The 24,773-nt window shown below is 66.3% G+C and carries 2 protein-coding genes; both read left to right on the top strand.

All coding sequences use genetic code 11. From position 1 onward, the window contains the following. The first annotated feature begins 296 nt into the window (after window positions 1–296). Entirely contained in the window at window positions 297–13,223 is a 12,927-nt protein-coding gene (locus BFP89_RS08390) for a non-ribosomal peptide synthetase (RefSeq protein WP_065885029.1), read from the top strand. Next, window positions 13,220–24,553 carry a non-ribosomal peptide synthetase gene (locus BFP89_RS08395; protein WP_065885030.1) on the top strand — a complete coding sequence of 3,778 codons (11,334 nt, stop codon included), beginning with the start codon at window positions 13,220–13,222 and terminating at the stop codon, window positions 24,551–24,553. The genes BFP89_RS08390 and BFP89_RS08395 overlap by 4 nt, the downstream gene beginning before the upstream one ends. Window positions 24,554–24,773: the final 220 nt, after the last annotated feature.

The following is a 24,773-nucleotide window of genomic DNA, read 5'->3' on the forward strand; positions in this document are numbered from 1 at the left end:
AACAATGCATGTCGAGCAGGCGATGCAGGTGGGGGAAACGACGCTCAAAAATGGCGCTCACACCACCGGATCAGTATTGGCCCTCAACCAACCCGGAACCATTCCCCATTTCCCTTGTCCCCGCTTCCCATGTCACCCCCCGCCCCGCAAATCCCTTAATTTTCCAAGCCTGCCGGAAGCCTCTCCAGGCCCCCGGCTGCGCCCGTTGTTTTTTCAGGGCGCAAGGCAGCCGATTCAAGCGGCACAACGGAATACGGACATTCTTTTCAACCGTGACTTATCAGGCGGGTTTCCCCATGCAGTTCAGCGAATTACTGGCAGCGATTTCCACCCATGCGATCCGTCTGCAGACGGAAGAGGGCGACCTGATCGTCCTGGGCGATGACGACGCGCTGGATGACGCGCTGTGGGACCAACTGATCGCGCACAAACCCCAACTGCTTGAGTGGGTCGCGGCGCATGGCGGCGACTGGTCGAGCCCGGCTTATGGCATCACCCCGGACATGCTGCCCCTGGTCACGCTCGACCAGCCGGCCATCGACCGCATCGTCGCGGCGATCCCCGGCGGGGCGGCGAATGTGCAGGATATCTACCCCCTGGCGCCGCTTCAGGAAGGCATGCTCTACCACCATCTTCGCGCACAGCAGGGCGACCCCTACGTGCTGCACGCGCAGTTCGTGTTCGACAGCCGCGCGCGTCTGCACAGCTTCGCCCAGGCGTTGCAATGGGTGATTGATCGCCACGATATCCTGCGCACGTCGATGGCCTGGGAGCGCCTCGACGAGCCGTTGCAGGTGGTGTGGCGCAAGGCAACCCTGGCCTGTGAAGAGGCGCATCTGGACGGCGCCGACCGCCTGGCCCAACTGCTCGCACGCTACGATGCGCGCACCTATCGCATGGACCTGGGCCAGGCGCCGTTGCTGCGCCTGGTGTTTGCCGACGACCCGGCCAACGAACGCGTGGTGGCGATGCTGCTGTTTCATCACACCATCCTCGATCACACCGCCCTCGATGGGGTGCGCGAGGAAATCCAGTTGTACCTCGCCGGCAAGCAGGCGCAGGCCGCGCCGCCGGTAGCGTTTCGCAGCTATATCGCCCAGGTGCGCCAGGGTGTGAGCGAGCAGGCCCACGAAGCGTTCTTCCGCGACATGCTCGCCGACATCGACGAGCCGACGTTGCCCTTCGGCCTGCAGGACGTGCAGGGCGATGGCCTGGGCATCGACGAAGCGCGCCTGCCGGTTGAGCATGCGCTCAGCCTGCGCTTGCGCAGCCTGGCGCGTCCATTGGGTGTCGGTGTGGCAAGCCTGATGCACCTGGCGTTGGCCCGGGTGCTGGGGGTGGTGTCGGGCCGGGAGTTGGTGGTGTTCGGCACCGTGATGCTCGGCCGCATGGGCGCGGGCGAGGGCGGTGAACGCGCGTTGGGCATGTTCATCAATACCTTGCCGCTGCGCGTGGATGTCGGCGAGCAAGGCGTGCGCGCCGCAATCAAGGCTACCCACGAACGCCTCACCACCTTGCTTGAGCACGAGCACGCCTCCCTGGCGCTGGCCCAGCGTTGCAGCGGGGTGGCGGCGCCGGCGCCGCTGTTCAGTGCGATGCTCAATTACCGTCACAGCGCCGCCAGCGACATGCACGCGGTGATCGACGTAGCCGAAGGCATCCAGGTGCTCGGCGCCGAAGAGCGCACCAACTACCCGCTGACGGTCAACGTCGATGACCTGGGTGAAGACTTTGTGCTGACGGTGATGGTCGATGCGTCCATCAGCGCGCAACGCGTCGCCGGCTACCTGCACACAGCCCTGGAAAGCCTGGCCGATGCCCTTGAACAGCGACCGGATATGCCGCTCAGCGGCCTGAACATCCTGCCTGACTCCGAACGCCATACCCTGCTGCACCGCCTGAACCAAAGCTCCGTAAATAAAAGCCCCGCGCATTATCCCGACACCGCCCTGATCCACCAGCAAGTCGAAGCCCACGCCGCCACCCGCCCCGACGCGATTGCCGTGCGTTTCGAACAACGCTGCCTGACCTACCGTGAACTCAACGAGCGCGCCAACCAGGTCGCCCATGCGCTGCTGGCCCAGGGCGTACGCCCCGACGCGCGCGTGGCGATCTGCGTAGAGCGCGGCCCGCAGATGATCATCGGCCTGCTTGGTATCCTCAAGGCCGGCGCCGGTTATGTGCCGATCGACCCGGCGTACCCGCAGGAACGCATCGCCTACACCCTGGGCGACAGCGCGCCGGTGGCGGTGCTGGTGCAAGCCGACACCCGGCACTTGGTGGGCAACCTGGCGCAGATCGACCTCGACGCCCTGCACCAACAGGCCACGGTCAATCCGTGCCTGCACCTGAGCCCGGCCAACCTGGCCTATGTCATCTACACCTCCGGTTCCACCGGCCAGCCCAAGGGCGTGATGATCGAACACCGCCAGGTGGCGCGCCTGTTCAGCGCCACCCAGCACTGGTTCGGCTTCAACCAGCACGACGTGTGGGCGCTGTTCCATTCCTTCGCGTTCGACTTTTCCGTGTGGGAAATCTGGGGTGCGCTGATGCACGGCGGTCAGTTGCTGATCGTGCCGCAACTGGTCAGCCGTTCACCGGATGAGTGCTACGCGCTGCTGTGTGAAGCCTCGGTGAGCATCCTCAACCAGACGCCGAGTGCGTTCCGCCAGTTGATCGCGGCCCAGGGCAACAGCGACCAGGCGCATTCGTTGCGCCAGGTGATTTTCGGCGGCGAGGCGCTGGAACCGGGCATGCTCAAGCCCTGGTATGCGCGGGCGGTGAATGCCGGTACGCAACTGGTGAACATGTACGGCATCACCGAAACCACCGTGCACGTGACTTACCGCGCGCTGGAAGCGGCCGATGCGCAGTTGGTCGGCGTAAGCCCGATTGGCGTGCGCATTCCGGACTTGCAGTTGTACATCCTTGACGCACAGCGCGAGCCGCTGCCGTTCGGCGTGGTCGGTGAGTTGTATGTGGGCGGCGCCGGGGTGGCGCGCGGTTATCTGAACCGTGACGCGCTCAACGCCGAACGCTTCCTGCACGACCCGGCCACCGGCCTGCGCATGTACAAGACCGGCGACCTTGGCCGCTTGTCGGCCGACGGCAGCGTCGAGTACCTGGGGCGCAACGACGACCAGGTGAAAATCCGCGGTTTCCGTATCGAACTCGGTGAAATCCAGGCCCACCTGGCCACCGCCGACGGCGTGCGCGACGCCGTGGTGATTGCCCGGGAGGACACCCCCGGCGACAAACGCCTGGTGGCCTACGTGATTGCCGACGGCGCGCCCACTGCGGCGGCCTTGCGCGACCATTTGCTGCAGAGCCTGGCCGATTACATGGTGCCCGCTGCCTTTGTGCTGCTGGAGCGGTTCCCGCTGACCACCAACGGCAAACTCGACCGCAAGGCCTTGCCCGCACCTGATACCGACGCGTTGGCCCGGCGCGGTTATGCGCCGCCCCAGGGCGCGGTGGAAACCACCATCGCCACGCTCTGGCAGGACCTGCTCAAGGTCGACCGCGTGGGGCGCGAGGATAATTTCTTCGAGCTCGGCGGCCACTCCCTGTTGGCGGTCAAGCTGATCGAGCGCATGCGCCAGGTGGAACTGAGCGCCGATGTGCGCGTGCTGTTCGGCCAGCCGACCTTGGCGGCACTGGCGGCGGCGGTCGGCGGGCACCATGAGGTGCAGGTGCCGGCCAATCTCATTGAAGCACACAGCGCGGCCATCACCCCGGACATGCTGCCCCTGGTCGACCTCGACCAGGCCGCCATCGACCACATCATCCAGGCGATACCCGGCGGCATCGCCAATGTGCAGGACATCTACGGCCTGGCGCCGTTGCAGGCCGGGATTCTCTACCATCACCTGGCAACCGCAGAGGGCGACCCCTACGTGTTGCAGGTGCAGTTCAGCTTTGCTGACCAGACGGCGGTGGACGGGTTTGTCCAGGCGCTGCACAGCGTGATCGAGCGCAACGACATCCTGCGCACCGCGATCCTCTGGGAAGGCCTGGATGAACCGGTGCAGGTGGTGCTGCGCCAGGCACCGCTGGCAGTCGAGCGGGTCGAGGTCACGGGCGACGATGCCCTGGCGTCTCTGCAACAGCGCTTCGACCCTCGTCACTATCGCCTGGACCTGTCACGCGCGTCGCTGATGCGCCTGGCATACAGCGAGGAAGCGGGGCGTCTGGTCGGCATCCTGCTGCTGCACCATATCCTGCTCGACCACACCGCCTTGCACGTGCTGGTGCAGGAGATGAGTGCCAGCCTGTGCGGCCGCAGCGCGCAGTTGCCCGACGCGGTGCAGTATCGCAACTACGTGGCCCAGGCGCGCCTGGGTGTGAGTCAGGCGCAGCACGAAGCGTTCTTCAGCGAGATGCTCGGCGATATCGACGAGCCAACCCTGGCCTTCGGCTTGCAGGATGTGAATGGCGACGGCAGCGGCATCGTCGAAGCCCATCTGCCGCTGGAGGCGGGGCTGAGCCTGGCCCTGCGCGAACAGGCGCGGCAGTTGGGCGTGAGTGCCGCGAGCCTGGTGCACCTGGCCTGGGCGCAGGTGCTGAGCCAGGTGTCCGGCCAGCGCGACGTGGTGTTCGGCACCGTGTTGCTGGGGCGTATGCAGGGCGGCGAGGGCGCCGATCGGGCGCTGGGGATGTTCATCAACACCTTGCCGCTGCGGGTCAGCCTCGGCGCTACGGGCGTGCAGGCCGGTGTGCGCGCCACCCACGCACGCCTGGCGCAATTGCTCGGTCATGAACATGCTTCGTTGTCCCTGGCCCAGCGCTGCAGTGGTGTGCCGGCGTCGTTGCCGCTGTTCAGTACCTTGCTCAACTATCGCCACAGCGCACCGGATGAAGCGCCGGGTGACAGCCCGTTCGCCGCGTCCGGCATCCAGGTACTCAGCTCCGAAGAGCGCAGCAACTACCCGCTGGTGCTCAACTTCGATGACCTGGGCGCAGGCTTCGCCCTCACCGTGCAAGGCATCGCCACGCTGGACGTGCAGCGTGTGGCGGACTACATGCTCACCGCGCTGCGCCACCTGGTGACGGCCCTGCAACAGGCGCCGACCACCGCGCTGCAAACGCTGTCGATCATACCGCCGGCTGAGCGCCAGCAACTGCTGGTGGAGTTCAACGCCAGTCGCCGCGACTACCCGGCGCATTTGAGCGTCGCCCAGCTGTTCGAAGCCCAGGCGCTGGCACGGCCTGAGGCGGTGGCGGTGGTGCAGGGCAAACTGTCCCTGAGTTACCGCGACCTCAATCGCCGCGCCAACCGCCTGGCCCACTACCTGATCGGCCAGGGCGTGCAACCCGGCGAGCCGGTGGCCCTGGCACTGCCGCGCGGCATCGACCTGGTGGTCAGCCAAGTGGCCGTGCTCAAGTGCGCGGCGGTGTACGTGCCGCTGGACGTCAATGCGCCGGCCGAACGCCAGGCCTTCATGGTGCAGGACAGCGGCGCCCGCCTGGTGCTGGACGACCTGGCCGGGCTGAACCTCGACGGGCTGCCGGCGGAAAACCCCGAGCGCGAACAGTCCGCCGACAGCGTCGCCTACATCATGTACACCTCCGGCTCCACCGGCACGCCCAAAGGCGTACGGGTGCCCCAGCGCGGCATTACCCGGCTGGTGATCAACAACGGCTACGCCGACTTCAATGCCCAGGACCGCGTGGCCTTTGCGTCGAACCCGGCGTTCGACGCGAGCACCCTCGACGTGTGGGCACCCTTGCTCAACGGCGGCTGTGTGGTGGTGGTCGAACAGGCTGTGCTGTTGTCCCACACCTCATTCGCCGCGTTGTTGCAAGAGCAGTTGGTGACGGTGTTGTGGATGACCGCCGGTCTTTTCCACCAGTACGCCGATGGGTTGCTGCCGGTGTTTCGCCAACTGCGATACCTGATCGTCGGTGGGGATGTACTCGACCCGCAGGTGATTGGCCGCGTACTCGAGCAGGGTAAGCCCCGGCACCTGTTGAACGGTTACGGGCCAACGGAAGCGACCACGTTCTCCACCACCTTTGAAATCACGGCGGTGGGTGAGGGGTCGATCCCGATCGGCCGGCCGATCGCCAATGCCCAGGCGTACGTGCTGGATGAACGTCAGCAGCCTGTACCTTTGGGGGTGACCGGGGAGTTGTATATCGGTGGCGCCGGCGTGGCCAAGGGGTACTTGAACCAGCCGCAATTGACCGCCGAAACATTCATCTCGAACCCCTTCGGCGATGGCCTGGTGTACCGCACGGGCGACCTCGCTTGTTGGCAGGCCGACGGTACGCTGTTGTACCAGGGCCGTAATGACCTGCAAGTGAAGATTCGCGGTTTCCGCATTGAGCCCGGCGAGATCGAAACTCGCCTGGCCACCTTTGCGGGCCTGAAAGACTGCGTGGTGCTGGCGCGGGAAGACGCGCCAGGCGACAAACGCCTGGTCGCCTACTACACGGCCGCTGCGCCGCTGGCTATCGAAGCCTTGCGCGACCATGTGCAAGGCCAGTTGCCGGACTATATGGTGCCCTCTGCTTATGTCTGGCTGAAACGGCTGCCCCTGACGGCCAATGGCAAACTTGACCGCAAGCATCTGCCGATGCCGGACCAGAGTGCGTTGCTCAGCCGTGCCTACGAGGCCCCCCAGGGCGAAGTGGAAACCCTGCTGGCGCAGATCTGGCAGGACGTGCTCAAGCTCGAGCGCGTCGGTCGGCATGATCATTTCTTTGAGCTGGGCGGGCATTCGTTGCTGGCGGTCAGCCTGATCGAGCGCATGCGCCGCGTCGGCCTGAGCGCCGATGTGCGCGTGCTGTTCAGCCAGCCCAGCCTCGCGGCATTGGCGGCGGCGGTGGGCAGCGGGCGCGAAATCGTGGTGCCGGCCAATGGCATCCCGGCAGGCTGCACGCACATCAATCCGTCGATGCTCAGCCTGGTGCAACTCGACGCAGCCGCCATCGAACGCATCGTGGCCAACGTGCCGGGCGGTGCGGCGAACGTTCAGGATATCTACCCACTGGCGCCGTTGCAGGAAGGCATCCTCTATCACCACATCAGCGCCGAACAGGGCGACCCGTACCTGCTGCAATCGCGCATGGCGTTCGACAGCCTTGAGCGCTTGCACGCTTTCATGGGCGCGCTGCAACAGGTGGTGGCGCGCCACGACATCCTGCGCACCGGGGTGGTCTGGGAAGGCCTGGACAGCCCGGTGCAAGTGGTGTGGCGCCAGGCGCAGCTGGTGGTGCAGGCCGTCAGCCTGGACCCGGCCGACGGCGGCATCATCGAACAACTGCATGCACGCTTCGATGCGCGCCACTACCGGCTGGACATCACCCAGGCGCCGCTGCTGCGCATGGTCTACGCCCAGGACCCGGCCAATCAGCGTGTCGCCGCGATCCTGCTGTTCCACCACCTGGCCCTGGACCATACCGCCATGGAAGTGGTGGGCCAGGAGATGCGTGCCTTCATGCTGGATCAGGCCGATGACTTGCCCGAGGCCGCGCCGTTTCGCAACTACGTGGCCCAGGCGCGCCTGGGGGTCAGTGTGGCCGAGCATGAGCAGTTCTTCCGCGGCATGCTCGCCGATGTCGACGAGCCGACGTTGCCGTTCGGTTTGCATGATGTGCAGGGCGACGGCCGCAGCATCGAAGAAGCCGCACGGCAGCTGCCGGCCGAGCTGGCGCAGCGGGTGCGCGAGCAGGCACGCCACCTGGGCGTCAGCGCCGCGAGCCTGATGCACCTGGCCTGGGCACAGGTGCTGGGGCTGGTGTCCGGGCGCGACGACGTGGTGTTCGGCACCGTCCTGATGGGGCGCATGCAGGCCGGCGACGGTGCGGACCGCGCCCTGGGCATGTTCATCAACACCTTGCCGCTGCGGGTCGATGTGGCGGCCGCTGCCGCCGACGCGGTCAAGGCCACCCATGCACGCTTGAGCGCCTTGCTCGGGCATGAACATGCCTCCCTGGCCCTGGCCCAGCGTTGCAGTGAAGTGGCGACGGCCACGCCGCTGTTCAGCGCCTTGCTCAATTACCGCCACAGCAGCCCTGGTGAAATGGCCCGCGACGGTCAGGGGATCTGGGAGGGCGTACAACTGCTCGGCGGCGAAGAGCGCAGCAACTATCCGCTGACCCTGAGTGTGGACGACCTGGGCGAAGGCTTTGCGTTGGCCGTGCTGGCGTTGCCGCAGATCGGCGCCCAGCGCCTGTGCGACTACATGCACAACGCCGTGGCGCAGTTGGTCGACGCCCTGGAAAACGCGCCGGACACCCGCTTGCACCACCTGCCGATTCTGCCGACGGCGGAACGCGACACGCTGCTGCGCGAATTCAACGCCACCGTCCATGACTTCCCGCGCGGGCACACCCTGCACGGCGCCTTTGAAGTCCAGGCCGAGCGTCAGCCCGCGGCTGTTGCGGTGATGCAGGACGGTGTGGCGCTGACCTATCAACAGCTCAATCAACGCGCCAACCAGCTGGCGCATCACCTGCTCGGACTTGGCGTGCAGCCGGATGACCGCGTGGCGATCTGCTGCCGTCGCGGCCCGCAGATGCTGGTGGGCCTGCTCGGCATTCTCAAGGCCGGCGCGGGCTATGTGCCGATCGACCCGGCGTACCCGGCGGAGCGGATCGCCTATCTGTTGCAGGACAGCGCACCGGTGGCGGTACTCTCGCAAGCCTGCACCCGCGACCTGCTCGGCGGCGCCGCCAGTGTCGACCTGCACGACCCCGGCTTGCAGCAATACCCTGTGAGCAATCCGCAACTGGGCGCACTGACCCCGGCGCACCTGGCCTACGTGATCTACACCTCCGGTTCCACCGGCCAGCCCAAGGGCGTGATGGTGGAACATCACCACGTGGAAAACCTCGTGCACTGGCATTGCGAGGCCTTTGGCCTGCGGGCTGCCAGCCATACCAGCAGCGTCGCCGGTTTCGGTTTCGATGCGCTGGCCTGGGAAGTCTGGCCGGCGCTGTGCGTGGGCGCGACCCTGCACCTGCCGCCCGCCAGCGTGGGCAATGAAAATATCGACGAACTGTTGGCCTGGTGGCTGGCGCAGCCGCTGGACGTGAGCTTCCTGCCCACCCCGGTGGCCGAGTACGCCTTCAGCCTGAACCTGCAACACCCGACCCTGCGCATGCTGCTGATCGGGGGCGACCGCCTGCGCCAGTTCAGCCAGGAACGACGGTTTGCCCTGATCAATAACTACGGCCCCACCGAAGCCACGGTGGTCGCCACCTCCGGGCGTGTGCGTGCCGGACAGCCTTTGCATATCGGCCGGCCTGTCGCCAATGCCACCAGCTACGTGCTGGATGCGCACCTGCGTCCGGTGCCGGTGGGCGTGGCCGGTGAGCTGTATGTGGGTGGCCGCGGCGTGGCGCGCGGTTACCTGAATCGCCCGGACCTGACCGCCGAGCGCTTCCTGCAAGACCCGTTCAACCCCGGGCGCATGTACCGCACCGGCGACCTGGTGCGCTGGCTGCCCGATGGCAACCTGGAATACCTGGGGCGCAACGATGATCAGGTCAAACTGCGCGGCGTGCGGGTTGAGCTGGGCGAAATCGAAAGCCGCCTGGCCGCGCTCGACGGCGTGGCGGAAGCGGTGGTGCTGGTGCGCGAAGGCCGCTTGATCGCCTGGTTCACCGAACGCCAGGCGCTGTCGATCGAAACGCTGCGCGCACAACTGCAGGCGCAACTGCCCGAGGCCCTGGTGCCGGTGGCCTACGTGAAACTTGCGGCCTTGCCCCTGACCGCCAACGGCAAGCTGGACCGCAAGGCCTTGCCGGCCCCCGATCAAGCCGCGCTGCTGACCCGTGACTACGAAGCGCCCCAGGGCGAAGTGGAAACCCGCCTGGCGCGGATCTGGGCCGACGTGCTGCAGGTGGAGCAGGTGGGGCGCCATGACCACTTCTTCGAACTGGGCGGGCACTCATTGCTGGCCGTCAGCCTGATCGAGCGCATGCGCCAGGTCGGCCTGAGCGCCGATGTGCGCGTGCTGTTCAGCCAGCCGACCCTGGCCGCGCTGGCCGCTGCCGTGGGCAGTGGCCGTGAAGTGCAGGTGCCGGCGAATCGTATTCCCGACGGCTGCCAACGCATCACGGCGGACATGCTGTCGCTGGTGACGCTGGAGCAATCGACGCTCGACCTGGTGATCGACCAAGTGCCCGGCGGCGCCGCCAATGTGCAGGATATCTATCCGCTGGCGCCGTTGCAGGAAGGCATTTTCTACCACTACCTCACCGCAGAGCGGGGCGATCCGTACCTGCTGCAATCGCACTTGGCGTTTGACAGCATCGAGCGCGTGCAGGCCTTTGCCCGAGCGTTGCAGCAGGTCATCGACCGCCATGACATCCTGCGCACCGGGGTGGTGTGGGAAGGTTTGGTACAACCGCTGCAAGTGGTGTGGCGCACCGCTCAATTGAGCGTGCAGGAGTTGCAACTGCACGGCGATGTGCTCGCCGGTCTGCATGAACGTTTTGACGCGCGCCGCTATCGCCTGGATATCAGTCAGGCGCCGCTGGTCCGCCTGGTCTATGCGCGCGATCCGGCCAACCAGCGCGTGGCGGCGGTGTTGCTTTACCACCATATCGCTCTGGACCACACCGCGTTCGATGTGGTGCTGCGCGAAATGCAGGGCTACCTGCTGGGCCACGCCGCGCCTGCCGCCGCACCGATGCCGTACCGCAACTACGTGGCCCAGGCGCGGCTGGGCGTGAGTGAGCAGGAACATGAAGCGTTCTTTCGCGACATGCTCGGCGATGTCGATGAACCCACCTTGCCGTTCGGCTTGCAGGATGTGCGCGGCGACGGTAACGCCATCGAGGAGCACACCCTGCACCTGGACAGCGAGCTGAGCCGACGCCTGCGCGCCCAGGCACGCTTGCTCGGCGTCAGCAGCGCGAGCCTGTTCCACCTGGCCTGGGGCCAAGTGCTGGCTGCCACCTCGGGACGCCACAGTGTGGTGTTCGGCACCGTGCTGGTGGGGCGCCTGCAGGGCGGCGAGGGCGCCGACCGGGCCCTGGGGGTGTTTATCAATACCTTGCCGCTGCGCCTGGACATCGACGCCCAGGGCGCCCGCGAGGCGGTGCGCGCCACCCATGCGCGGCTGACCGCCTTGCTCGGCCATGAGCACGCGTCCCTGGCGCTGGCCCAGCGTTGCAGCGGGGTGTCGGCGCCGGCGCCGTTGTTCAGTTCGATGCTCAACTACCGCCATCGCGGCTCCGCAACCCGTTCGGCGGACGCGCAGCACGCCTGGGAAGGCATGCAGACCCTGGTCAATGACGGGCGCACCAACTACCCGCTGACCCTGAACGTGGATGACCTTGGCAACGGTTATGACGTCACCGCCCTGGCGCACATGGATGCGCAACGGGTCTGCGGGTATATGCAGACTGCGCTGGCCGGCCTGGTACACGCGCTGGAGCAGGCGCCGCAGCAGGCGTTGAATCGCCTGCCGGTGATGGGCCAGGCGGAGCGGCATAAGCTGCTTGTCGAGTTCAACGCCACCGAAGTGAACTACAACCTCGAGCAGACCCTGCACGGCCTGCTCGAAGCCCAGGTCGAGCGCTCGCCGCAAGCAATTGCGGTGAAGGCCGGCGACCGGCAACTCACCTACCAGCAACTCAACGAACGCGCCAACCGGCTCGCCCATCACTTGCGTGAGTGCGGCGTGCAGCCGGATACGCGCGTGGGCATTTGCCTGGAGCGTAGCCTGGAGATGGTCATCGGCCTGTTCGCCATCCTCAAGGCCGGCGGCGGTTACGTCCCGCTGGACCCAGGCTACCCGCAGGAGCGCCTCGCCTACATGCTGTACGACAGCACGCCGGTGGTGGTGCTCACCCAGGGCGCACACCGTGAATGGCTCGGCACTGTGCCGGTCATTGATCTGGACCACGATACCTGGCAGCACCAGCCTGCCGGCAATCCCCAGGTGCCTGGCCTCACGGCCCGGCACACCGCATACGTGATCTACACCTCCGGCTCAACCGGCCAGCCCAAAGGCGTGATCAACGAACACGCCGGGGTGGTCAACCGCCTGCTGTGGATGCAGGACGCGTACAGCCTCAAGGCGCAGGATGCGGTGCTGCAGAAAACCCCGTTCAGCTTCGACGTGTCGGTATGGGAGTTCTTCTGGCCGCTGATGACCGGCGCACGCCTGGTGATGGCGCGTCCGGGCGGGCACAAGGAACCGGCGTACCTGTGCGACGTGATCGAGGCCGAGCGGATTACCACGCTGCATTTCGTACCGTCGATGCTCGATGTATTCCTGGCCCACGGCGATGTCGGCCAGGCGGCCGGGCTGGTGCGTGTGATGTGCAGCGGCGAAGCCTTGCCGGGCAGCCTGGTGCGGCGCTTCAAGCAACAACTGCCGGGCATCGGTTTGTACAACCTGTACGGCCCGACCGAAGCCGCCGTGGATGTGACTGCATGGAACTGCGCAAGCAGCGACGTGCCGGACAACACGCCGATCGGCAAGCCGATTGCCAACACGCGCATGTACGTGCTGGATGAACAGTTGCAGCCGGTGCCGTTGGGCGTCGTGGGTGAACTGTTCATCGGCGGCGTACAGGTAGCGCGGGGTTATCTCAACCGTGCGCAACTGACCGCCGAACGCTTCCTCAAGGACCCGTTCAGCGAAGGCCGGATGTACCGCACGGGCGACCTGGGCCGCTATCTGCCGGACGGTAATCTGGAGTACCTGGGCCGCAACGATGATCAGGTGAAAATCCGCGGCCTGCGCATCGAGCTGGGAGAAATCCAGGCGCGCCTGCTCGAGCATCCCGCCGTGAAGGATGCCGTGGTCGTGGCCCGCGAAGATCGCCTGGTCGCCTATTACACCGGCGCGGCCACCGCCATCGAGGCGCTGCGCAGCCAGCTCTTGCAGCACCTGCCGGATTTCATGGTGCCCGCGTTGTTCGTGCACCTTGAGGCCATGCCCCTGAGCCCCAACGGCAAGCTTGATCGCAAGGCGCTGCCGGCTCCGGGCATGGCGGCGTTGAGCGTGCGTGAGTACGAGGCGCCCGAAGGCGACTGCGAAATACTGCTGGCCCGGCTCTGGGCCGAGCTGCTGAAGGTGGAGCGGGTCGGGCGGCATGACAACTTCTTTGAACTGGGCGGGCACTCGCTGCTCGCCGTGAGCTTGATCGGGCGCTTGCGCCAGGAAGGCATGGAAGCCGATGTGCGGGGGTTGTTCGAGCAACCGACCCTGGCCGGCTACGCCGCAATGACCGAACGAATGGAGATCGTCCTGTGAACATCCTCGAGCTGCTGGCAACCCTGAACACCAAGGACGTGCAACTGGCGCTGAAGGGCGAGCAGTTGTCGGTGCAAGGCAACAAGCACGCCTTGAGCGACCCTTTGATCCTCGCCGCGCTGCGCGAGCACAAGCCGGCGCTGATCGAGCTGATCAAGGCCGGTGAGTATTCGGCAACCAAAGCCGGTGAGGTGCAGGTGCCGGCCAACGCTATCCCGGCGGGCGCCGAGCGCATTACCCCGGACATGTTGACCTTGTCCACCCTGACCCAGGAGGAGATCGAGCGTATCGTCGCCACCGTCGACGGCGGTGTGGCCAATATCCAGGACATCTACCCGCTGGCGCCATTGCAGGAAGGCATCCTGTTCCATCACGTCAGTGCCGAGCAGGGCGACCCGTATGTGATGCAGTCGCAGTTCGCCTTTGACAGCCTGGAACGTTTCGACGCATTCGCCCAGGCGTTGCAACGGGTAATGGACCGCCATGACATCCTGCGCACCGGGGTAGTCTGGGATGGCCTTGAACAACCTTCGCAAGTGGTGTGGCGCCAGGCGCGCCTGCCGGTGCAGGCGTTGATGCTGGACCCCGCCGACGGCGATATTGCCGCGCAGTTGCACGACCTGTTCGATGCGCGCCACTACCGGCTCGACGTGACCCGGGCGCCGCTGTTGCGCCTGGTACGCGCCGAAGACCCGGCCAATGGGCGCATTGTCGCCACCTTGCTGTTCCACCATATGGCGCTGGACCACAGTGCGCTGGAAGTGGTGTGCCATGAAATGCAGGCGTGCCTGTTGGGGCAGGGCGACGCCCTGGGCCAGGCGGTGCCGTTTCGCAACTACGTGGCGCAGGCGCGGCTGGGCATCAGCGAGCAGGCGCACGAAAGCTTTTTCCGGCAGATGCTCGGCGATATCAGCGAGCCAACCTTGCCGTTCGGCCTGCAGGATGTGCAGGGCGATGCGCGGGGCATTGCCGAGGTCAGCCTGGCGTTGGCGCCGGAACTGGCGCGACGCCTGCGCGCCCAGGCACGCCAGTTGGGGGTGAGTACCGCCAGCCTGTTTCACATGGGCTGGGCCCAGGTGCTCGGGGTGTTGGCCGGCAAGGCCCAGGTGGTATTCGGCACGGTGTTGATGGGGCGCATGCAGGGCAGCCATGCCACGGATCGCGCGCTGGGCATCTTCATCAATACCTTGCCGTTTCGTGTGGATGTGGACGCCCAGGATGTGTGCGCCGGGGTCAAGGCCACCCACGCACGTCTCACCACCTTATTGCGCCATGAGCACGCGCCGTTGGCCCTGGCTCAGCGTTGCAGCGCGGTGGTTGCGCCGACGCCGCTGTTCAGTGCGCTGCTCAACTATCGTCACAGCGCAGCGGCGGCCAGTGCCGAGGCCGTATCGGCATGGCACGGCATCACCGCGCTGCGGGCCGAAGAGCGCACCAACTACCCGCTGACCCTCAGCGTGGATGACCTCGGCGAGGGCTTCGGCCTGAGTCTGCTCGCCAGTACCGCCGTCGACCCGCACCGCGTCTGCGCCTACCTGCAAACCGCACTGGAAAACCTGGTAAGCGCCCTGGTGCAGGCGCCGCACACCGCGCTTAACCAACTGCCGGTGGTGCCGCTGGCCGAGCAGCGCCTGTTGCTCGAGCAGTTCAACGCAACCCAGGCGGTGTTCCCCCAGGGCAGCACCTTGCACGCGCGCATCGAAGCCCAGGCCGCGCTGACCCCGGATGCCATCGCGGCGGTGTGCCTGGACCGCACGCTGAGCTTCGCCGAACTCAATCAGCAAGCCAACCTGCTGGCCCATCATCTGCTGGCGCTGGGGGTCAAGCCCGATGACCGCGTGGCCATCGTCGCACGCCGTGGCCTGGACACCCTGGCCGGGTTGCTGGCGATTCTCAAGGCCGGCGCCTGTTATGTGCCGGTGGACCCATCCCACCCGGCCGAGCGCCTGAACTACCTGCTCAGCGACAGCGCCCCGGTGGCCGTGCTGACCCAGCACGCGTTGCTCGAGCGCCTGCCGGAGCTGGAGGTGCCGGTGATCAACCTGGACCGCTACACCTGGCACCACCACGCGGCGAGCAATCCCGAGGTGGCCATGACGGCGTCGAACCTGGCCTATGTGATCTACACCTCCGGCTCCACCGGCCTGCCCAAAGGGGTGATGGTGGAGCATCACACCGTGGCCAACCTGGTGGATTGGCATTGCAGCGCCTTCGACCTGCGCGCCGGGCGGCATACCGCCAGCGTAGCCGGTTTCGGCTTTGATGCGATGGCCTGGGAAGTGTGGCCGGCGCTGTGCGCGGGCGCCACCCTGCACCTGCCGCCGGCCCACGACGGCGCTGAAGACATCGACGCGCTGCTCGCCTGGTGGTGCGCGCAACCGCTGGACGTGTGCTTCCTGCCGACACCGGTGGCCGAGTACGCCTTCAGCCAGAACATCGAACACCCGACCCTGCGCACACTGCTGATCGGCGGCGATCGCCTGCGCCGGTTCGGGCGCGCGCAGCGCTTCGAGCTGATCAACAACTATGGCCCCACCGAAGCCACGGTGGTCGCCACCGCCGGCAAGATCGAGGCGGGCCAGCCGTTGCATATCGGCAAGCCCATCGCCAATGCCAGGGTCTACCTGCTGGACGAACAGCTGCGCCCGGTGCCGTTGGGCGTGGCGGGTGAACTGTACGTGGGCGGCAAGGGCGTGGCGCGCGGCTATCTCAATCGCCCGGAGCTGACCGCCGAGCGTTTCCTGCGCGACCCGTTCAGCAGCGGGCGCATGTACCGCACCGGCGACCTGGCGCGCTGGCTGCCCGACGGTAACCTGGAGTATTTGGGGCGCAATGATGACCAGGTAAAGATCCGTGGCATGCGCATCGAACTGGGCGAAATCGAGACCCGGCTCAACCAACTGCCGGGCATCCTGGAGGCGGTGGTGCTGGTGCGTGAAGAGCGGCTGGTGGCGTATTTCACCGAAAGCCCGCAACTGGATGCGCTGGCCGTCGCTGATATCCGCGCGCACCTGGTGGCCCATCTACCGGACTACATGGTGCCGGTGGCGTTCATGAAGCTCGACACGCTGCCCCTGACCGCCAACGGCAAGCTCGACCGCCAGGCACTGCCGGCGCCGGATATGGCTGCGGTATTCAGTCGTGAATACGAGGCGCCGCTGGGCGAGATCGAAAGCGTGTTGGCGCAGATCTGGGCCGACGTGTTGCAAGTGGAGCGGGTTGGGCGGCGCGATCACTTCTTCGAGCTGGGCGGGCATTCGCTGCTGGCCATGCGCATGGTGTCCCAGGTGCGCCAGCGCCTGGGGGTGGAGCTGGTGCTGGGCGACTTGTTCGCCAACGCCGAACTGGCGGCCGTTGCCGAGCTGTTGGCGCGCGCCGGTCGCAGCACCTTGCCGGACATCCTGCCGGCCAATCGCGACGCTGAGCTGCCGTTGTCATTTGCCCAGCAACGCTTGTGGTTCCTGGCCTTGATGGAGGGCGCCAACACCGCCTACAACATTCCCATCGGCCTGCGTCTGCGGGGGCACTTGCATGTGCAGGCGCTGCAACGTGCTCTGGCGCGGATTGTCGCGCGGCATGAAACCCTGCGCAGTCGCTTCGCCCAGCACGGCGACGAGGCTCAGGTGCTGATCGTGCCGGCCGAAGACATGTTGCCGCTGCAGGTGCAGGACCTGCGCCGCCATCCGCAGCCGCAGCAGGCGCTGGACGCGCTGATCCACGGCGAAGCCTCGGCGCCGTTCGACCTTGAGCGCGGCCCACTGCTGCGCGGGCGTCTGGTGGTGATGGCCGACGATCACCACGTGTTGCTGCTGACCCTGCACCACATCGTCTCCGACGGCTGGTCGATGGGCGTGCTCACCCGCGAACTGATGGCGCTGTACCAGGCGTTCAGCCACGGTCACGCCGACCCGTTGCCGCCGTTGCCGATCCAGTACGCCGACTTTGCCGTGTGGCAGCGCCTGTGGTTGAGCGGCGAAGTGCTGCAGCGCCAGAGCAGCTATTGGCAACAGGCCCTGGCCGGCGCGCCGGCCTTGCTCACCTTGCCCACTGACCGCCCGCGTCCGGCGCAGCAGGACTACGCCGGCAGCAGCGTCGAGGTGCGCCTGGATGAACGCCTGACCGCCGGGCTCAAGGCCTTGAGCCAGCGCCATGGCACCACGCTGTACATGACCTTGCTGAGCGCCTGGGCGTCTTTGCTGGCGCGCTTGTCCGGGCAGCATGACCTGGTGGTCGGTACGCCGGTGGCCAACCGCACGCGCACCGAGGTGGAAGGCTTGATCGGGCTGTTCGTCAACACCCTGGCGGTGCGTATCGATACCTCCGGCGAGCTGAGCACCGAGGCCTTGCTGGCGCGGGTCAAGGCCCTGACGCTGGCGGCCCAGGCCCATCAGGACCTGCCGTTCGAGCAGGTGGTGGAAATCACTCGACCCCCGCGCAGCCTGTCCCACAGCCCTCTGTTCCAGACCTTGTTCAGTTGGCAGGACAGCAGCGCGCCAACCCTGGCCCTGGGCGACCTGGCCCTGGAAGGCATTGTGGAGAACAGCCACTTTGCCAAGTTCGACCTGTCGCTGAACCTGGGCGAAGTGCAGGGCAGTGTCCTGGGCGCGCTGGAATATGCGGTGGCGCTGTTCGACGAGTCGACGATGCTGCGTTATGTCGGCTATTTCACCCGCGTGTTGCAGGCCATGGTCGATAACGACCAGGCGGTGCTGGAACACGCGCCGCTGCTGGATGAGCGCGAACGTCAGCACCTGCTGTTCGATTTCAACGCCACCGCCGTGGACTACGACCTCAAGCAGACCTTGCATGGCCTGTTCGAAGCGCAAGTGTTGCGCACGCCGCACGCGATTGCCGTGCAGGCCGGTGAGCAGCACCTGACCTATGCCCAACTGAACGCGCACGCCAATCAGTTGGCCCATCATCTGCTGGCCCTCGGCGTGCAACCGGATACGCGCGTGGCGATCTGCGTCGAGCGCGGCGTGGACATGGTCATCGGCCTGTACGCGATCCTCAAGGCCGGCGCCGCCTATGTGCCGCTGGACCCGGCCTATCCGCTGGAGCGCCTGGCCTACATGCTGCAAGACAGCGCACCGGCGGTGGTGCTGGCCCAGGGCAGCACCCGGGGCTTGCTGGGCGCGGCAACGGTGGTCGACCTGGACCAGCCGACCTGGCAACACCAGCCTATCGACAACCCGGCTGTGGCGGGCGTGACCGCCTACGTGATCTACACCTCCGGCTCCACCGGCCAGCCCAAGGGCGTGATCAACGAACACGCCGGGGTGGTCAACCGCTTGCTGTGGATGCAGGACGAATACGCGCTCGACGCCAGCGATACGGTGTTGCAGAAAACTCCGTTCAGCTTCGACGTGTCGGTGTGGGAGTTTTTCTGGCCGCTGTTCACCGGCGCTCGCCTGGTGATGGCGCGGCCGGGCGGACACAAGGAGCCTGAGTACCTGTGTGAAGTGATCCAAGCTGAGCACATCACCACGCTGCACTTCGTGCCTTCGATGCTTGATGTGTTCCTGGCCCACGGCGATGTGCGCCCGGCGGCCGGGCTGGTGCGCGTGATATGCAGCGGGGAGGCGTTGCCGGGCAGTCTGGTACGCCGCTTCAAGCAGCAGTTGCCGGGTAGCCAATTGCATAACCTCTACGGCCCGACCGAAGCGGCGGTGGATGTGACCGCCTGGAACTGCGGCGGCCCGCACACCCCGGACAACACGCCCATCGGCACGCCGATTGCCAACACCCGCCTGTACCTGCTGGACGCACAGTTGCAGCCGGTGCCACAGGGCGTGGTGGGCGAACTGTTCATTGCCGGCGTGCAGGTGGCGCGGGGCTATCTGAACCGCCCCGAGCTGACTGCCGAGCGTTTTCTCGACGACCCGTTCATGGCCGGCAGGATGTACCGCACCGGCGACCTCGGACGTTATTGGCCGGACGGCACGATCGAGTACCTGGGACGCAACGACGACCAGGTGAAAATTCGCGGCCTGCGCATCGAACTGGGGGAAATCCAGGCACGCCTGACTGAGCACCCGGCGGTCAACGAAGCCGCGGTGATTGCCCGCGAGCAGCGTCTGGTGGCGTATTACACCGGCGTCTGCTGCGAGACTGACGCCCTGCGCGCGCATCTGTTGCAGCATCTGCCGGAATTCATGGTGCCGGCGATCTTCGTGCATCTGCAGTCGCTGCCGCTGAGCCCCAACGGCAAGCTGGAGCGCAAGGCACTGCCGGAACCGGGCGTGGAGGCGCAGGCGTTGCGCGAGTATGAAGCGCCCCAGGGCGATACCGAGATCGCCCTGGCCAGCCTGTGGGCCGAGCTGCTGAACGTGGAGCGGGTAGGGCGCCACGATAACTTTTTCGAACTGGGCGGGCATTCGCTGCTGGCCGTCAGCCTGATGGGGCGCATGCGCCGCCTGGGCCTGACGGCGGATGTGAAAGTGCTGTTCGGCCAGCCGACGTTGGCGGCACTGGCTGCAGCCCTGGGCAGCGGGCGCGAGGTGGCGGTGCCGGTCAATGGCATCGCGACCGACTGTGCGCACATCACCCCGGCGATGCTGCCGCTGATCAAGCTCGACGCGAGCGCCATCGAACGCATCGTCGCCGTCATCCCGGGCGGTGCGGCGAATGTGCAGGACATCTACCCGCTGGCCCCCTTGCAGGCGGGCATGCTCTATCAGCATCGGGCGGTGCAGGGCGACGACGCCTACGTGCTGCAGGCGCAGTTCGGCTTCGACAGTCGTACGCGCCTGGACGCGTTTGCCCGTGCGCTACAGGCGGTGATCGAACGGCACGACATCCTGCGCTCATCCTTCCACTGGGAGGGCCTGGAGCAACCGGTGCAGGTGGTGTGGCGCAAGGCTCAATTGCGCGTCGAAAGTGCGCCGCTGCCGCAGCGCCTGGCGCTGGACCAGGCGCCGCTGATGCGTCTGGTGTACAGCGAGCAGGCGCAACGCGTGGTCGCGACCCTGCTGTTCCATCATCTGGTTATGGACCATGTGGCATTGGAGATTCTGCAACACGAAATGCAGGCGTTTTTGCTGGGGCGCGAGGACGAGCTGGGTGCGGCGGTGCCGTATCGCAACTATGTGGCGCAGACCTGCCTGATCGAGCGCGACCACGAAACGTTTTTCCGCAAGATGCTCGGTGACATCGGTGAGCCGACCCAGGTGCAGATTGCCGGCGCTGTGCAAAGCGTCCGCCTGACCCTCGATCCGGGCTTGAGCCGGCGCCTGCGCGTACAGGCCCGCCAGTCGGGCGTCAGCGCGGCGAGCCTGCTGCACCTGGGCTGGGGCCATGTACTGGGCAAGGCGTCCGGGCGGCAAAGCGTGGTGTTCGGCACGGTGATGCTCGGTCGCCTGCAGGGCGGTGAAGGCGCCGAGCGCGCCATGGGCGTATTTATCAATACCCTGCCGCTGCGGGTCGACCTGGGCGATCACGCGGTGCGCGATGCGCTGCGCGCTACCCACGCGCGCCTGAGTCAACTGCTCAGCCACGAGCATGCACCGTTGGCCCTGGCCCAGCGTTGCAGCGACGTGCCCGCGACCACGCCGCTGTTCGACGTGCTGTTCAACTACCGTCACAGCGCGCCGCAAACAGGCGGCGAGGCGCAGGCGTGGCAAGGCATTGAGTTGCTCAAGGCCCAGGAGCAGACCAACTACGGCCTGTCATTGAGCGTGGATGACCTCGGTGAAGGCTTCACCTTGAAGGCCGCGGGGCCGGGTGCCGAGCGTTTGTGCGCGTACCTGCAGGTGGCCCTGGAGCACATGGTGCAGGCGCTGGAAAGCCACAGCGATATCGCCATCGGTTGCGTGCCGATTCTGCCGGCGACGGAGCGCCAGCAACTGCTGGACTTCAACGCGACTGCCCGCACTTTCCCGCGTGAGCACACGGTACAGCGCCTGTTCGAAGCCCAGGCCCAGGCGCGTCCCGACGCGCTGGCGGCGGTGCATGGCGAGCAGCGGCTGAGCTATGGCGAACTGAATACGCGGGCCAACCAGTTGGCTCATCACCTGGCGGGCCTGGGTGTGCGGCCCGGCGATACCGTCACGCTGCTGCTGCCGCGCGGCCTGGATTTGCTGGTCAGCCAACTGGCGATCCTCAAATGCGCCGCCGCCTATGTGCCGTTGGACATCAACGCACCCGCCGAGCGTCAGGGCTTCATGCAGCAGGACAGCGGCGCGACCTGGCTGTTGACGCGCAGCGATGCCGAGGTGGCCTTCGCAGCGCAGCGCCTGGACGTGGACCGCCTGGCCCTGGCCCCGCAACCGAGCCACAATCCCGACCTGTCGCAGTCCTCGGACAGCGTGGCGTACATCATGTACACCTCCGGCTCCACCGGCACGCCCAAAGGCGTACTGGTGCCCCATCGCGGCATCACGCGGCTGGTGCTCAACAACGGCTACGCCGACTTCAATGCCCATGATCGGGTGGCGTTCGCCTCCAACCCGGCGTTCGACGCCAGCACCATGGACGTGTGGGGCCCGTTGCTCAACGGGGGCCAGGTACAAGTGATCGACCACGCCACCTTGCTCGACCCGCTGGCATTCGGCGCCGAGCTTGCAGGGGTGACGGTGCTGTTCGTCACCACCGCGCTGTTCAACCAGTACGTGCAGATGATTCCCCAGGCCCTGGCCGGCCTGCGCATTCTGTTGTGCGGTGGCGAGCGCGCCGACCCGGCGGCGTTCCGCAGCCTGTTGGCGCAGGCACCGGCCTTGCGCCTGGTGCACTGCTATGGCCCGACCGAAACCACCACCTACGCCACCACCCATGAAGTGCGCGCCGTGGCCGACGACGCCGACAGCGTGCCGATCGGTCGGCCGATTGCCAATACCCAGGTGCATGTGCTGGATGCGCAATTGCAGCTGCTGCCGTTGGGCGTCACTGGAGAAATCTGCATTGGCGGCGACGGCGTGGCCAAGGGGTACTTGAATCGTGCTGAACTGAGCGCTGAAAAATTCGTGCACGACCCGTTCAACCCCGGCGCCTTGCTGTACCGCACCGGCGACCTCGGGCGCTGGACGGCGGATGGCGTGCTGGAGTGCATCGGGCGCAACGATGATCAGGTGAAGATTCGCGGTTTCCGCATCGAACTGGGTGAGATCGAGGCGCGGCTGGCGACCTTTGCGGGCATCCAGGATGTGGTGGTCATGGCGCGCGAAGACGTGCCGGGTGACAAGCGTCTGGTGGCCTACTTCACGTGGGCCGCAGACGCCGTTGGCGTGGATCAGGTGCGCGCCCACTTGCAGGAGCAAGTGCCGGAGTACATGCGGCCATCGGCCTATGTGGCACTGGACCGGCTGCCGTTGACGGCCAACGGCAAGGTCGACCGCAAGGCTTTGCCGGTGCCCGCGTATGACGCGCTGGTCAGTGGTGGGTTTGAAGCGCCCGCCGACGCGCTGGAACAGACGTTGGCGCAACTATGGGCGCAGGTGCTCAAGCTTGAGCAGGTGGGGCGGCATGACAGTTTCTTCGAACTGGGCGGGCATTCGTTGTTGGCGATTCGCCTGGTCACCCTGCTTGAGGAAGCCGGTTTGCCGGTGTCGCTGGCCGAGCTGTTCCAGCATGCCAGCGTGGCGGGCATCGCCGCGATGCTGCGTCAGCGCAGCGAAGCCCCTGTGCGTGACCCGTCGGTGATTACCGTGCGTGCAAGCGGCACGCAGGCGCCGTTATTCCTGGTCCACGAATTCAGTGGCATGGACGTTTATTTTCCCGCGCTGGGCCAGCACCTGCCCGGCGATTACCCCATCTACGGCCTGCCGGGGGTGCCGCTCGGCGATTCGCACCTGAACACCCTGGAAGGCCTGGCGGCGCGCATGGTCGGGTTGATCCGTGGTCTTCAACCCCATGGCCCTTACCGCGTCGCGGGGTGGTCCTTTGGCGGGGTGCTGGCTTATGAAGTCGCCATGCAACTGCTGGGGCTCGATGAGCCGGTGGCGTTTCTCGGCCTGATCGACAGCTATGTGCCGCGCATGACCGATCAGGGCAAGGCGCGCTGGAGCGGGCCGGATGCGCTCAAGCGGCATTTGCTGTTGCAGTGCACGGCGTATTGGAAAGCACAGGGAGGGGTGGATGAACTGGCGAGCCTGGAACAACTGGAAGCGCAGATTGGACAGCTGGACTTTGCGAGCCTGCTGCAACGCTGTCGCGATCAAGGTCTGCTATACGCGCAAATGGCGGAAGCTGCGGACGCGGACCTGGTGAGCTTTCTTGAACGCGAAGTCGGGCATGGGCATGCGCTGGCCCATTACAGCCTGTTCCCGCTGCCGATCCCGGTGCATCTGTTCAGTGCCGAGCAGCGGCCTACCGAGCTGTCGCGGCGCAGCAGGGCGCTGGGCTGGGACGCGGTGCTGGCGCCGGGGCAATTGCGCCAGGTGCAGGTGCCGGGTGATCACCAGAGCATGATGCAGGCTCCGCATATTCAGGGCCTGGGGCGGGCGATGTCGGTGGCGTTGCTGGCCGCTGCGCCGCAGGGTTGCGCGGTGCATCAGCCGGTGTTGCGCATCCAGAGCGGCCGAGCCGGGCATGCACCGCTGTTCTGTGTACCCGGTGCGGGCGACAGCGTGACCGGCTTCGTCGGCTTGAGCGAGGCGCTGGGGCGGGACTGGCCGTTGTATGGCCTGCAGCCGCGCGGGCTGGACGGTGAAGCGGTGCCGCACAGTCAGGTGGAAGCGGCGGCGCAGTGTTATCTGGCCGCGCTAATTCATGAGTGCCCGGCGGGGCCGGTGCATCTGGTCGGGCATTCGTTTGGCGGCTGGGTCGCGCTGGAAATGGCGCTGCGCTTGCAGGCGATGGGCCGCGAGGTGGCGTCGTTGACGGTGATCGACAGTGAGTCGCCGGGGGGTAATGGTGTGGTGGGGCGGCCGTATACGTCGACGGCGGCGTTGTTGCGTTTGATCGAGGCGATGCAGTTGGCGGCCGGGAGATCCCTGGGGATCGATCCGCTGGATTTTGCCGCGAGTGATGAGGTGGCGCAGCGCCAGGCGTTGCATGCGGGGATGGTTGGGGTTGGGTTGTTGCCGGCGCGGTCTGCCGGGGATGCGATGGTTGGCCCGGCGCGGACTTATGCGGCGGCGTTGCGTACGGTGTATCGGCCGCAGGCGCGGTATGACGGGGTGGTGCGTTTGGTGCTGGCGCGGGACCCGGCGCTGGATGCGGCGGGTAATCAGCGTGAGCAGGGGTTGATGATTGAGGGGTGGCGCGGGCAGGGGCGTGGGTTGCAGGTTTGGTATGGCGGGGGGAATCATTTCACTTTGCTCAAGGCGCCGAATGTGTCGGCGTTGGCCAGGTGGTGGGTTGAGGGGGTTGTGGTTGGGGAGGTGGTGTCTTGATGGCCACCCAATGTGGGAAGGGGGTTGTTCCTGATACACCTCGGTTCAAATGTGGGAGGGGGCTTGTTCCTCATGGCGGCCTGTCAGCCAACGGTTACCCATCTGGCACACCTCGGTCCAAATGTGGGAGGGGGCTTGCCCCCGATGGCGGCCTCAGGGCCGACCAGGGTGTTGGATCAGACCGAGTACATATCCGTTTCTGCGGTAACGGCTGCTATGG

Source organism: Pseudomonas sp. 31 R 17 (assembly GCF_900004915.1).
In the GTDB taxonomy this organism is placed as follows: domain Bacteria; phylum Pseudomonadota; class Gammaproteobacteria; order Pseudomonadales; family Pseudomonadaceae; genus Aquipseudomonas; species Aquipseudomonas orientalis_A.

Bases quoted from the DNA above. Each gene is read 5' to 3' on its own strand.
- BFP89_RS08390 (WP_065885029.1), top strand. From the start codon at position 297: ATGCAGTTCAGCGAATTACTGGCAGCGATTTCCACCCATGCGATCCGT.